Below are 12,789 nucleotides of genomic sequence, written 5' to 3'. Positions count from 1 at the left end.
GTCAGAGTGGGGCGTCCAGCAGGGTCTCCAGGTCGCGGACGAACTGTGCCGCGCGCGGAGCGTCCCGGCCGCCCAGCGGTCGCAGGAGCCGGTCCAGCAGCGCCTGGACGGTGCCGATGGCGGGGGTGACGGCCTCCCGGCCGCGAGCGGTGAGGCTGAGCCGTACGGTGCGCGTGTCGCCCGGGTCGCGGGCGCGCTCGATCAGGCCGTCGGCCTCCAGCGCGCGGGCCAGCTTGGAGATGTAGAGCGCCTCCAGGCCGGTGTGGTCGGCCAGTTCGCGCTGGCTGGGCCGCGCTCCGGCTCGCTCTCTGCCGTACAGCGAGGCGAGCAGGACGTACTGGGCGTGCGTCAGCCCCAGGGGGGCCAGCGCGCGGTCGACCGCGACCCGCCACCGGATGGAGAGCCGCCAGACCAGGTAGCCGGGCGTGGGTCCTTCGGACGTCATGGCCGATACTGTACATGGCTATAGTAGCCATGGCTACTAATTAGGCCGTCACGACGACCGCAGGTCGGAGAGCAGGGCCGGGAGCAGCCACTCCTCGCGGGCGGCGCGGCGTTCGCGGGCCATCGCGTCCGCCAGCCCGGGGTCCCAGGGGGTCGTCGTCCGGCTGCCCGCGAGGGGCTCCCCGCCGCCGGCCGCCAGGGCGTCGGCGTAGTCCCCGGCGCCCATCCGCCACGGCGTCGCGGCGTACCGCTCCGTCGCGGCGGCGGTCATGCGGACGCCCGGCCAGTCGAAGTCGTTCCGCCAGTGGATCCGGGCGCCCTCCGCGGCGCCGAGCAGCCGGTCGCAGGCCGCCGACGGCCGGCCCTCCGTGCAGACCAGCGCGGCGCCCGCGCCGCCCGGCTCCGCCGCCGCGCGCACCACCGCGGGACTCTCGCAGACGAAGATCAGGCGGTCGCGCGGGGTCACCGGGGCGGCCATCAGCTGCTGCAGAGTCAGCCGGAACGGCATGCCCGCCGCGGCGGCGTCGTCCAGCCACCGGGCGACGGTGTGCTCCTCCCGCGCCCGCAGGCCGAGGACGAGCACCTGGCTGGCCAGGTCGTCGGGGACCACCCCGGCGTCGCGCCAGATCCGGCGTTCGTCCTCGCGACCGGCCGGCGGCGGCGCGCCCTGCCAGAGCACGAGAGCCCGCATCACCAGGCTCGCCAGCGGCGTGCCGGACAGCGCGGCGGCGTCGCCGGTCGCCCACTCGGCGAGCACCGGCAGCGGTACGTCACGCGCGGGCAGCCGGTCGAGCACCGCCGCCGCCCAGCCGGGCAGGTCGCCCCGCCCCTGCCGCACCAGCCGCCCGACCGTGCCGTCGCGGGTCAGCGCGCCGAGCCAGGCCGCGAACCAGCCCTCCGCCGCGTGCCGGCAGCGCATCGCCGCCGCCAGCGCCGCCCGTACGTCCTCGGGCCGGCCGGGACCGTCCAGCCACGCGAGCACACGGCACAGCCCCGCGCCGTACGCTCGGCGCAGCGCCCCGTCGAGCTCGCGCAGCGACACGACGGCTCGCCGGGAGGACTCCCGCCGCCCGGTGATCCGCGTGACCACACGGGACTCGGCGTCGGAGGGGTAGGCGAGCGTGACCGAGCCGGTCACCTCGCCGCCGGTCTTGGCGAGCCTGCGGCGTGCCGCGGCGAGCAGCCGCCGCCACTCGTCGCCGCGCAGCTCGTCCAGCCCCGCAGGTCCGCGAGGCGACGGCGTGTCGTCACCCGGTTCCGTGCCGCCGGCTGCGGCCGCGTCCCGAGCCTCGTCGTCCACGCCGCGTCCGTACCCAGGGTCCGCGCCCGCCAGTCGCCGGTTCCGTGGCACCATCGAACCCGGACCACGGGAGGCGACCATCGCGGCACGACACCAGATCCGGCCCCTGGCACCCGCCGCGGCCGACGACGACGCCATCGTCACCGCGCTCACCGGCCTGGTCAACGAGGTGTACGCGGAGTCGGAGAAGGGCCTGTGGGCCGACGGCGCCGTCCGGACGACCGAGCGGGAGCTCGCCGGGCTCGTCCGCGCCGGCGAGATCGCCGTGGCGCGCCTCGACGGCCGGATCACCGGCTGCGTCCGCGTCCACCGGCTCGACCCCGCGACGAGCGAGTTCGGGCTGCTCGCCGCCGACCCGCGCCATCGTGGCCTCGGCGTGGGCCGGGAGCTCGTACGCTTCGCCGAACGCCGTGCCCGCGCACAGGGCGCGGGCCGCATGCGGCTCGAACTCCTCGTGCCGCGGGAGCGGCCGCACCCGTCGAAGGAGTTCCTGGCGGCCTGGTACGGCCGTCTCGGCTACGTGGTGGCCGGCAAGGGCACGATGGAGGACTCCCACCCGCACCTCGCGCCGCTGCTGGCCACACCCTGTGACGTGATGATCTACGAGAAGGACCTGCGGGCGGGGACGCCGATCGACGACCTCGCCGCCCGCCTGCGGGAGTTCGCGGCGGACCGGGAGTGGGAGCCGTTCCACACGCCGAAGAACCTCGCCATGGCCGTGGCGGGGGAGGCGGGCGAGCTCCTGGCGGAGTTCCAGTGGCTGACCCCGGAGGAGTCGGCCGCGGTGATGACCGACCCGGCTGCCGGCGCCCGCGTACGCGGGGAGCTGGCCGACGTGATGACCTACCTGGTCCGCCTGGCCGACACCCTGGGCGTCGACCTCGTCCAGGCCGCCCACGCCAAACTGGATGAGAGCGAACGCCGCTACGACCCGGAGACCTACCGCGGCACGGCCCGTAAGGCCCCGCCGCTGCCCTGAGGTCTCATCAGTCGGTGATCAGCTCGTAGGTTCTGCCCTTCGCGGCGTGCGCCGCGGCGAGGGCCTCGGAAAGCGGCGTGTAGTACGTCTTCTGGTCTTCGGCCTTGACGCACGGGCCGGTGTCGTCGCCCTCCACCGCGCTCTCGATGCCGTACGCCTTGTGCGTGGACTGGTCGAACAGTGGTGATCCGCTGTCACCGCTCTTGGCGCAGATGTTGGTCTGGATGCCCCCGGCCGGCTTGTCGGTGATCTCGCCGCAGCGGGTGCCCGGCTTGACGTCGCCGATGCGCGGGCTGGCGCCGGCCATGCAGACCACGTCGCCCTTGATCATGCCGCCGTACGGCTTGATGCCGGTGATCCGGAAGGTGGGGTCCTCATTGCGCGTCTTGCACTTCTTCGGCTGCGGCTCGGTGCTGCACTTGAAGTAGAGCGCGTTCTTCGAGTGGCCGGACGGGAACCAGATGCCCGGATCCGTCACCCGGGCGAACGCGTAGTCGAGGCGAGGGGTGCGGGTGTTCGCGTAGACGGAGCGGTCGTTCTTGATGTCGCCGATGATCGCGTGGTCCTTCGCGCTGACGATCGTGGCGGGCTTCTTTCCCTTCCGCTCCAACTCGGTGAAGCAGTGGCCGGCGGTGGTCGTGTAGAGGCCGCCGTCGTCGTCCTTGAGGTTGAAGGCGGAGGAGCAGTAGTCCAGGCGCCGTCCGCTCTTCTTGCCGATCCCGATCGAGATCCCGGCGCGCATCGGCGGGTCGCATTCGAAGACCGAGCACTCGGTCAGGGTCTCCTCCGGCTCCGTACGGACCACGACGGGACCGAGCCCGGTCAGCGCGCGCGTGACGCGGGCCCGGTGGGCGGTCCACACCTCGACCCGGTTCGACGCCTCGTTCACCTGGGCGTACGCCTCCCTGCCGGTCAGGGCGGCGGCGCGGTCGCGGACGCGCGCCAGGTCGCGCAGCGAGTACGCGGCCGGCACGACCTTGATCTCGTCGTGGTGCTCCAGCCCGTGGACGACCCGGCGGGCCCGGGCCGGCCGGGTGGCCGCCACGACCAGGACGCCGCCGTCGCGCTGATCGATCCGCGCGCCCGCGTACTCGTCGGGCAGCGCGGCCGAGAGCCGCCGGATCAGGCCGTCACCGGCCGCGGCCAGCCGCAGCCGCCTCATCGCGTCGGCCGCGCTGACGTGGTACGCCGCGGTGAGATAGCCGACGGACTCGCGGATCCCCGCCGGAACCGGGGCGTCCACGGTCCGGCCGGCGGGTGCGCAGCCGGACGCGAGGAACGCCGGGAGCGCCAGGGCGAGTCCGGCCGAAGAAACGGCGCGGACCCCCGCGCGGCGGGTACTTGTGATCATCGGCCTTCTCCCCTTCACGGCTTCACGGTCGAGTGCGACGCCCGATGAGTAAAAGCGATGACCAACGTCCTGCGGAGCACAAACGCGCTGGTGGGGCGCGTGTCGCTGCGCGATGCCGGTAATGGGGCGATAGGCCGGGGCCGCCGGTGCGGTGCGCGGGAGTCGTGGTGGCCGGCGCCTCCGGCCCGCCGGACGCGGCCGTGTACGCCCGCGCGACCACCACGGACACCGAGTCCGCGGCGGAGATCGAAGACGTCTCACCGGACGGGACCGCGCGGCCGCTGACCGAGGGCGCGCTGCTGGGGTCGTTCCGCGCCGTGGCCGCGGCCAGGAGCTGGACCGGCGGCGACGGGCACGATCTGATGCCGTACCACCCGTACACGAACACGTCCGCGAGGCCGGTCGTGCCCGGCGCGGTCACCCGTTACGACATCGAGATCTTCCCGACGTTCGCCACGATCGCCGAGGGCCCCTCGCTGCGGGTGACGCTGTCCACCGCGGACGTGCCGCACCTCCTGCCCGACCTCGCGCAGATCGGGCGTCGGGTGGGCGGCGTCTACAGCGTCCAGCGCGGTGGTGGCGCGGCGTCCGCGCTGGAGGTGCCGCTGCAGCCGTCGACGTAGCCCCCGGGCGGGGCCGGGTTACTCCTCGTCCAGGGAACCGTCCCACGCCCAGGCGAGGGCCCGGGGCAGGCCCCAGCGGCCCAGAGGTGTCAGGCGGCGGTGTTCGTCGAGCGCGCCCAGGGCCTCCCAGATCGGCACCATCAGCTCGAACGCGAACTCGATCGGCTCACGGTCGTCGTCCTCGTAGGAGCCCTCGATCTCCGGGCACTTGTCGGCCAGCTCGAACAGGTCTCCCGGCCAGGCACGCGTGCCCACGCCCGCCCGGGCCAGGCCGATGATCGCGCCGGCCCAGTCGGCGTGCTGGAGGGCCATCAGCGAGCTCTCCTCGTGGCTGCCCAGCCCGGACTCGCCGTGCATCGACACGAGCGCGCCGGCGGCCTGGACCCAGAGGGTCTCGTCGTCGGCCGGGAGCCGGCGGCCCCAGTCGGCGGCCGAGGCGAGGTGGCGGTACGGCCAGTCGGTCAGGTGCTCGCGGACGCGCTGGACCGCCGTGGCCAGCGCCTCCTGCGGCGCGGTGGCCTCGACGACGTCCGGCAGCGCCTCGCGGATCAGCTCCACCGCGGTGCGGTCGGCTTCCTGCCACTCCTGCAGGAATCCGTCGGCGTCGAAGTCTTCGAGGTCGTCGTAGCCGTCCAGGTCGGCGGCCGGCGTCGGTGTGACGTTTCGCTCAGAGTCACTCACGCCTGACGACTGTAGTGGCGTCCGGGCCGTGCTGCGTGCGGTCGAACCTCAGGATCCCGGCCGAGTCAGGGGGAACGCGATGGTGTCGCGGATGTTACGGCCGGTGAGCGTCATGATCAGCCGGTCGACGCCCATGCCCATGCCGCCGGCGGGCGGCATGCCGTACTCCAGGGCGCGCAGGAAGTCCTGGTCGAGGTCCATCGCCTCCGGATCGCCGCCGGCGGCCAGAAGCGACTGCTCGGTGAGGTTGCGCCGCTGGACGATGGGGTCGATCAGCTCGGAGTACGCCGTGCCGAGCTCGAGGCCGAACACGATCAGGTCCCACTTTTCGGCCAGTCCCGGCGTGTCGCGGTGCGGCCGGGTCAGCGGCGAGGTGGCGGCCGGGTAGTCGCGGACGAAGGTGGGCGCCCGCAACGTGGACTCCACCAGCGTCTCGAACAGCTCCTGCGTCAGCTTCCCCTGGTCCCACTCGGGATCATGGCTCAGGCCGACCCGGTCGGCGTGTTTCTGCAGCGTGCGCAGTGACGTGGTCGGCGTGACCTGCTCGCCGAGGGCCTCCGACACCGACTCGTACACGGTGATCTCCCGCCAGGGCTCGGCGAGGTCGTACTCCACCCCGTCGCGTACCACGACGGTGCCGCCGATGCCCGCGCGCGCCGCCGCGAGGACCAGGTCGCGGGTCAGCGCCGCCATGGTGTTGTAGTCGCCGTACGGCTCGTAGGCCTCCAGCATCGTGAACTCGGGGTTGTGCCGAACCGAGACGCCCTCGTTGCGGAAGTTGCGGTTGATCTCGAAGACCTTGCCGATGCCGCCGACGAGCAGCCGCTTGAGGTACAGCTCGGGCGCAATGCGCAGGAAGAGGTCCAGGTTGTAGGCGTTCATCCGGGTGGTGAACGGCCGGGCGGCCGCGCCGCCGTGCACCGGCTGGAGCATCGGCGTCTCGACCTCGAGATAGCCGCGTTCGCGCAGCGAGTCGCGGAGCGAGGTCACGACGTCGCCGCGAAGGCGCAGCATCCGCCGCGCGTCGTCGTTGACGATCAGGTCGACGTACCGCTGGCGGACCCGTGACTCCTCGTTCAGCGCGTTGGAGGCGTGCGTCGCGGGCAGCGGATGCAGGCACTTGGCGGTGAGCCGCCAGGAGGAGACCAGCACCGACAGCTCGCCGGTACGCGAGGTGATCACCTCACCGCGCACGCCGACCTGGTCGCCGAGGTCGATGAGCTGCTTCCACTGCCGCAGCGCCTCGATGTCGACGGAGTCGGCGGCCAGCATGAGCTGGATGTCGCCCGACTCGTCGCGCAGCCGTACGAAGATCAGCTTTCCGTGTTCGCGCGCCAGCACGACCCGGCCCGCGATCGACACGGTCTCGCCCGTGTGGGTGTCCGGCGCGAGGGCGCCGAACCGCTCGCGCACCTCGGCCGCCGTGGCGGTGCGCTCGAAGCCCAGCGGGTACGGGTCGATGCCGGCCTCGCGCATGCGGTCGAGCTTGTCGTGGCGTACGCGCTCCTGCTCCGACAGGCGGCGCGCGGGCAGCCGGGCGGCGTCCGCGGCCTCCTCGATCTGCTTGATCTTTCCGACCAGCGTGGGCGACGGCGAGGGCGTGTCCAGCCGCGGCTTGAACAGCGTCGGCAGGAACCCCTCGGCCCGCGCGGCGGCGAGCCCGATGCGGACCAGGTCGCGGCTCTGCGGGAAGCACATGAACCGCGGCGTCCAGACCGGGTTGTACTTGGCGTTGGCCAGGAACAGCGACTCGAGCTGCCAGAACTTCGAGGCCACCGACAGCAGCCGGTACAGCAGCCGTGAGATCGGCCCGGCGCCGATCGCCGAGCCCCGCTCGAACACCGACCGCAGCATGGCGAAGTTCAGCGAGACACGCGTGACGCCGACCGCGGCGGCGTTCTCCGCGAGCTTGGCCACCATGAACTCGTTGAGGCCGTTCTCGGCGTCGCGGTCGCGGCGCATGAGGTCGAGGGAGAGGCCGGGTCGGCCCCACGGCACGAAGCTCAGCAGCCCGCGCCGCGCCCCGGCGCCGTCGAACGCCTCCACCATGACGCAGCGCTCGTCGGTCGGGTCGCCCAGGCGGCCGAGCGCCATCGAGAACCCGCGCTCGGTGTGCCCGTCACGCCACCGGTCGGCGTCCGCGACCAGCTCGGCCATCTCCTCACGGTCGATCGCGCCGTGCCGCCGGATCCGCACGGTGTAACCGGCCCGCTCGACCCGGCGTACGGCCTGGCGCACCTGGCGCATGTCGCGGCCCTCGAGGTTGAACTCGCGCAGGTCCAGGATCGCCTCGTCGCCCAGTTCGAGGGCGTCCAGCCCGCAGCGCCCGAAGGCGGCCGCGGCGCGCTCGCTGGCGCCCAGCACGCCGGGGATCCACGCGTGCGCCCGGCACTCGGCGAGCCAGGCGCTGATCGCCGCGTCCCAGGACTCCGGATCGCCGAGCGGGTCGCCGCTGGCGAGGCTGACCGAGCCCTCGACCCGGTACGCGATGGCGGCCCGGCCGTTCGGCGAGAGGATCACGTCCTTGTCGCGGCGGAGGGCGAAGTAGCCGAGCGAGTCGCGCTCGCCCCACTCGGCCAGGAGGGCGCGGGCCGGCAGCTCCTCGTCGGGCGTGAGCACGGCGAGCCGCTGGCCGGGCCGGAACAGCGCCCAGACCGTGATCACGAGCAGGCCGCTGCCGAGGATGCCGAGGATGCCGTCGACCCAGACCGGGACGTCGACGTTGAGATCCCAGCCGTTGTCGCCGGCGCCGAGGAGGGTCTGCAGCCCGGCGTAGACCAGGTGGGTCCAGGCGGCGCCGCGCGGGTCGCGGTCGGTGAGGAAGACGAGGTTGGTGCCGATCACGCCGCCGACGACCAGGAGCACCGAGAAGACGACGAGCGCGAGGCGCCGGTTGGCGCGGTCCGGCAGCGCGTAGAACTCCTGGCGGGCCGCGACGAGCAGCGCGACGACGAGGCCGAAGGCGCCCGCCGTGACGAGCTCGCCCCACCCGCCCCAATCCGACAGCCCGGCCAGCGCCCACACCGCGAAGAACAGCAGGAACAGCACGACGCTGATCCGCCAGGCGGCCTTCTTCCGGCGCCTGACGCCGACGGACACGAGGATCAGCAGCAGACCGTACGGGAGGCTCGGGTACCAGCCGAAGTAATTGATGGAGCGGAGTACCCAGACGTTGAACATCCACTCGATCAGGCCGTAGGAGAACCAGGCCAGGACGGAAAGGATTCCGGAGACGCGGAGGTACCAGAACAGGACGTTCGGGACGGCCTCGACGACCCGCCGAGCCCATGGCCGTCCCGCGCCCGCCGCCTTCGTCGTCATCTCGCTCCTGAGGTCGCGCGCCATATTCTTTCTTTGTACCGGTGATTGGGTGAGCGTCAGGCCAACGGAGGCCTCGCGGTGGGTATCGTGGGCGAACTATGCCGGAAAACCCCCTTCTTGCGCAGCGTTATCGCCTGCTCACCGAGGTAGGCCGCGGTGGCATGGGAACCGTCTGGCATGCCCGGGACGAGGTTCTCGGCCGTGACGTCGCGGTCAAGGAAGTGATCCTCCCGCACGGCTTCTCCGACGAAGAGCGCGAGGTTCAGCACAAGCGCACGTTCCGGGAGGCGAGGACCGCTGCGCGGCTGAGCCACCCGGGCGTCGTCACGGTCTATGACGTGGTCGAGGAGGACGGCCGGCCCTGGATCGTCATGGAGCTGATCCGCGCCCGTTCGCTGCACGAGCAGATCAAGAAGGACGGCCCGCTGCCGCCCCGGCGTGTCGCCGAGATCGGGCGTCAGATGGCCGGCGCGCTGCGCGTCGCGCACGAGGCGGGGATCCTGCACCGTGACGTCAAGCCGAGCAACGTCCTCGTCGGCGGCTCCCGAGCGGTCCTCACCGACTTCGGGATCGCGCGGGCGCAGAGCGACGCGACGCTCACCCAGACGGGCATGCTCATCGGTTCCCCGGCCTACATCGCGCCCGAGCGGGCGCGCGGGCGCGTCGCCGTGCCCGCCTCGGATCTCTGGTCGCTCGGCGTCACGATGTACGCCGCGGTCGAGGGCAAGTCGCCGTTCGAGCGCCCGGACGCGATGGCGAGCCTGGTGGCCGTGCTCACCGACGATCCCGAGCCGGCGCCGAACGCCGGTCCGCTGCGCCCCGTCATCGAGGGCCTGCTGCGCAAGGACCCGGCTCAGCGCCTGACCGTCGACGAGGTCGCGGTGATGCTCGACCGCGTCCTGGCCGGTGACGCCGAGGCCGAGCCCGACGATCCGCCCGCGGACGCGCCCGACGGGGCCACCCGGCGGCTGCCGCCGAGCGTCCTGAGCGCCGTGAAGGACGCGGAGCCCTCGCCGGCCGAGGCGCACGCCGACGACGTCGATGAGGAGGCCGAGCCGCCGACGGCGGCGGTGACGGCGCCGGATCCGGGCGCGCAGATCGGCGCGTCGCCGTATCCGATCCGCTCGATCGTTATCGTCGCCGCAGTGCTGCTTGTCCTTTTTGGCGTGTTCTTTTTCGCGACATTTAGCTGAATTACGCGGTCAACACGGCCGAACCGTCACCGACGGTCGGTATGGTCCTCAGCTATGCCGTTCGGGGAGGGTTCGGTGCTCGCGCGCCGCTATCGACTGCTGGGCCAGGTCGGTCGTGGTGGCATGGGCCGGGTGTGGCGCGCACACGATGACCTGCTGCACCGCGAGGTCGCGGTCAAAGAGGTGATATTTCCGCCGGGGTTGACGGACTCCGACCGCGAGGTGCTGGTCGAGCGCACCCTGCGCGAGGCCCGGTCGGCGGCCCGGCTGTCCCACCCCGGCATCGTGACCGTCCACGACGTGGTCGAGGAGGACGACCGCCCGTGGATCGTCATGGAGCTCGTGCGCGCGCGGTCGCTCCAGGAGGTCATCGACGACGACGGCCGGCTGCCGGCCGCGAAGGTGGCCGACATCGGGTCGCAGATGCTCGCCGCGCTGCGGGTGGCGCACGCGTCCGGGGTGCTGCACCGTGACGTCAAGCCCGCCAACGTGCTGCTCGACGCCGGCCCGGACGGCACCAACCGCGTCGTGATCACCGACTTCGGCATCGCCCGGGTGTCGGGCGACGCCACGCTCACCCAGACCGGCCTGGTCCTCGGCTCTCCCGCCTACATCGCGCCCGAGCGCGCCCGCGGCGAGGGGGCGAGCCCGGCCTCCGACCTGTGGGCGCTCGGCGCCACGCTCTACGCCGCCTGCGAGGGCCGCAGCCCGCACGACCGCGTCGACGCGATGGCGGCGCTGGCCTCCGTGCTGCACGAGCAGGCCCCGCCGCCGCGCTACGCGGGGCCGCTCACGCCCGTCCTCGTGGGCCTGCTGGCCAAGGAGCCGACCGAGCGGATGACCGCCGACCAGGCGGCGGCCGACCTGGCGCGCGCCGCGCGTGGCGAGACGCACGCCTCCGGCGAGACGCGGCGCGACGGCCCCGGCTCCACGGTTCGCGTGTCCCTGCCGACGCCGGCGGACCCCGCGGCCCAGAACGGCGACGCGACCCGGCACGCGTTCGGCGGGCCCGCGCCCGGCCCCGCGAGCGGACGCTCGAAGACGTGGCTGATCGTCGTGGCGGCCGTGCTGGTGGTGGCGGTGGCCGCCGCGGTCGTGCTCATCACGCACCATTCCGCGGGCGGCACGAAACCGTCGCCCACCCCCAAGCCGACGACTCCGACGACTCCGGCGCCCACACCCACACCGACGCCCAGCGCGACCGTGCCGGCCGGATACCACCGTTCCGCCGGCCCGGTGGGCTCCTCGATCGCCGTGCCCGACGGCTGGACCCACCAGCCGCGCGGCACCTCGTCGGCGCTGTGGAAGGACCCGTCCACCGGCGCCTACATCCAGGTCGACGCGATCCCCTGGGGCGTCGAGGACCCCGTCGAGCACTGGCACATCTTCGAGCAAGAGGTGCAGGCCAAGCACGTCCTGCCCAACTTCCGCGAGATCCGCCTCGGCGGCCGTTTCTCCCCGCGTGGCTGGCCCGCCAGCGACCTGGAGTACACCTGGACGACCGCCGACCACGGCACCATGCGGGCGGTCGACCGCGGGTTCACCGCGAACGGACGGCAGTACGCCATCCTCGTCGCCGCCCCGGAAGGCCAGTGGGGGCAGCACTCCCAGGTCATGAACAAGGTATTCGGGTCATTTCAGCCCGCTGGGGGCTGACCTTCGTCACTCTGGGTGACCGGCGGCGCGGTCCCGGCGGTCCTGCGCCTCTTGTTTTCCTCACAATGTGTAATCGGTGGCCCGCGTTCTGTCACGATGGGGAGCGAGAGACGTCGACCGAGCGGCACATCTCGCGAAGGGAGCTCCCGTGCATCCCATTGTGCGGGCGGCCTACCCGGCGGACCGGACCGCAGTCGCGCAGGCACGCCGGTTCGTCCGGGAGACGCTCATCGGGTGGGGCGCCGATGACGCGATCGACGACGCGGTCCTGCTGACCAGCGAGCTGGCCACCAACGCCGTCATCCACGCGCGTACCCCGTTCGAGGTGGTGTGCCGGGCCGCCTGCGCGTCGGTGCAGATCGAGGTCGTCGACGGCGACGCGACGCACGTGCTGCCCGCGCCGGGCGCGGGCGACGACCCCGACCGCGTCAGCGGCCGTGGGCTCCTCATGCCCGTCATGCTCGCCGCCGAGTGGGGCGTGTCGTACGCCGCCGGGACCAAGACGGTGTGGTTCCGCCTGCGCACGCGGGCCGTGCCGCCGCCGTCCGAGACGCCGGCGTACGCCCTGCCGAGGATCCCGGGCGTCGAGCACAGCCTGGTGCGCCGGCCGCGGGACGAGACGTACGACGGCGGCCTGTACGACGTGTTCGAGGCGGCGCCGGACCGCTGGCGCTTCGCCCTCGGCGGCGCGTGCGGCACCGGCCCGGAGGCGGCCGCCGTCACCGGCCTCGCCCGGCACGGCCTGCGCCTGCTCGCCGCCGAAGGCCACGGCGTCGCCGACGTCGTCACGCGCCTCAACCACGCCGTCGTCCGCGAGGGCGTGCACGGCCGGCTGATGACCCTCGTCCACGGTGAGCTCGTACGCCGCCGGGACGCCGGCGTGCGGGTGACGCTGGTCTCCGCCGGTCACCCGGCGCCGCTGCGGCTGAGCTCGTCGGGCGAGGTGACCTCGGTGACGGCCGTACAGCTGTCCCTGGGAGCGGTCCGCGACACCCGGTTCGAGGAGCACACCGTCGACCTCGACCCCGGTGACGCGCTGCTGTGCGTCACCGAGGGGAGCGCCGACGGGGTCGTCCAGGGCAACGGGGACACCGAGCCGGGCCCCGGCGCCGGGACGCGTGCGGACGGCCTGGCGCGCCTCCTCGCCGGCCGTACGGACCTGAGCGCCGAGACGGCGGCCGAACACCTGTCGTACGCCGGCGATCTCGCGGTGCTCCTCCTCCGCGTCCTGTGACCCCCAC

10 protein-coding genes are annotated in these 12,789 nt (G+C 73.2%); 5 read left to right on the top strand and 5 right to left on the bottom strand.

All coding sequences use genetic code 11. The features are described 5' to 3' along the window. Position 1 precedes the first annotated feature (1 nt). On the bottom strand, positions 2-445 hold the full coding sequence (locus tag ACQEV1_RS46545; RefSeq protein WP_285635390.1) for a MarR family winged helix-turn-helix transcriptional regulator: 444 nt from the start codon (positions 443-445) through the stop codon (positions 2-4). 48 nt (positions 446-493) lie between these two features. Then, a complete protein-coding gene (locus ACQEV1_RS46540) occupies positions 494-1,744 on the bottom strand; it encodes a TIGR02679 family protein (protein ID WP_285635387.1) in 1,251 nt (416 codons plus the stop codon). On the opposite strand from ACQEV1_RS46540, the gene ACQEV1_RS46535 reads away from it, so the two are divergent. Then, positions 1,704-2,723, top strand: a complete 1,020-nt coding sequence (locus ACQEV1_RS46535) for a GNAT family N-acetyltransferase (protein ID WP_433403843.1) — start codon at positions 1,704-1,706, stop codon at positions 2,721-2,723. The two genes, ACQEV1_RS46540 and ACQEV1_RS46535, sit on opposite strands and share 41 nt — an antisense overlap. Before the next feature lie 7 nt (positions 2,724-2,730). On the opposite strand, the gene ACQEV1_RS46530 is transcribed toward ACQEV1_RS46535, so the two are convergent. Beyond that, on the bottom strand, positions 2,731-4,074 hold the full coding sequence (locus tag ACQEV1_RS46530) for a hypothetical protein (protein WP_433403839.1): 1,344 nt from the start codon (positions 4,072-4,074) through the stop codon (positions 2,731-2,733). Between the two features lie 167 nt (positions 4,075-4,241). Here ACQEV1_RS46530 and ACQEV1_RS46525 point away from each other — a divergent pair, with 167 nt between their 5' ends. Beyond that, positions 4,242-4,697 (top strand): CocE/NonD family hydrolase C-terminal non-catalytic domain-containing protein, encoded by a 456-nt coding sequence (locus ACQEV1_RS46525; protein WP_433403836.1) that lies wholly within the window; start codon positions 4,242-4,244, stop codon positions 4,695-4,697. Between the two features lie 18 nt (positions 4,698-4,715). Here ACQEV1_RS46525 and ACQEV1_RS46520 read toward each other — a convergent pair whose 3' ends face one another. Together ACQEV1_RS46520 and lysX are read right to left on the bottom strand one after the other, a co-directional pair. Then, positions 4,716-5,378, bottom strand: a complete 663-nt coding sequence (locus tag ACQEV1_RS46520) for a hypothetical protein (protein WP_285635379.1) — start codon at positions 5,376-5,378, stop codon at positions 4,716-4,718. Positions 5,379-5,426: 48 nt separating this feature from the next. Beyond that, positions 5,427-8,699: a bifunctional lysylphosphatidylglycerol synthetase/lysine--tRNA ligase LysX gene (gene lysX / locus ACQEV1_RS46515; protein ID WP_433403832.1), complete on the bottom strand. Its 3,273-nt coding sequence runs from the start codon at positions 8,697-8,699 to the stop codon at positions 5,427-5,429. 161 nt (positions 8,700-8,860) lie between these two features. Between lysX and ACQEV1_RS46510 the strand changes: the two genes are divergently transcribed. From ACQEV1_RS46510 to ACQEV1_RS46500, 3 genes are all read left to right on the top strand, one after another. Next, positions 8,861-9,892 carry a serine/threonine-protein kinase gene (locus ACQEV1_RS46510; protein ID WP_432705673.1) on the top strand — a complete coding sequence of 344 codons (1,032 nt, stop codon included), beginning with the start codon at positions 8,861-8,863 and terminating at the stop codon, positions 9,890-9,892. A 54-nt stretch (positions 9,893-9,946) separates the two neighbouring features. After that, positions 9,947-11,548, top strand: a complete 1,602-nt coding sequence (locus ACQEV1_RS46505) for a serine/threonine-protein kinase (RefSeq protein ID WP_433403830.1) — start codon at positions 9,947-9,949, stop codon at positions 11,546-11,548. Between the two features lie 148 nt (positions 11,549-11,696). Then, positions 11,697-12,782 carry an ATP-binding SpoIIE family protein phosphatase gene (locus ACQEV1_RS46500; RefSeq protein ID WP_285582915.1) on the top strand — a complete coding sequence of 362 codons (1,086 nt, stop codon included), beginning with the start codon at positions 11,697-11,699 and terminating at the stop codon, positions 12,780-12,782. Positions 12,783-12,789: the final 7 nt, after the last annotated feature.

Source organism: Actinoallomurus sp. CA-142502, assembly GCF_050936355.1.
Classification (GTDB): domain Bacteria; phylum Actinomycetota; class Actinomycetes; order Streptosporangiales; family Streptosporangiaceae; genus Actinoallomurus; species Actinoallomurus iriomotensis.
This window is presented reverse-complemented; position numbering and strand designations above follow the sequence as displayed.

Coding starts and splice junctions, on each gene's coding strand:
- ACQEV1_RS46505 (WP_433403830.1), top strand. CDS start 9,947: ATGCCGTTCGGGGAGGGTTCGGTGCTCGCGCGCCGCTATCGACTGCTG.
- ACQEV1_RS46510 (WP_432705673.1), top strand. CDS start 8,861: ATGGGAACCGTCTGGCATGCCCGGGACGAGGTTCTCGGCCGTGACGTC.
- ACQEV1_RS46545 (WP_285635390.1), bottom strand. CDS start 445: ATGACGTCCGAAGGACCCACGCCCGGCTACCTGGTCTGGCGGCTCTCC.
- lysX (WP_433403832.1), bottom strand. CDS start 8,699: ATGACGACGAAGGCGGCGGGCGCGGGACGGCCATGGGCTCGGCGGGTC.
- ACQEV1_RS46530 (WP_433403839.1), bottom strand. CDS start 4,074: ATGATCACAAGTACCCGCCGCGCGGGGGTCCGCGCCGTTTCTTCGGCC.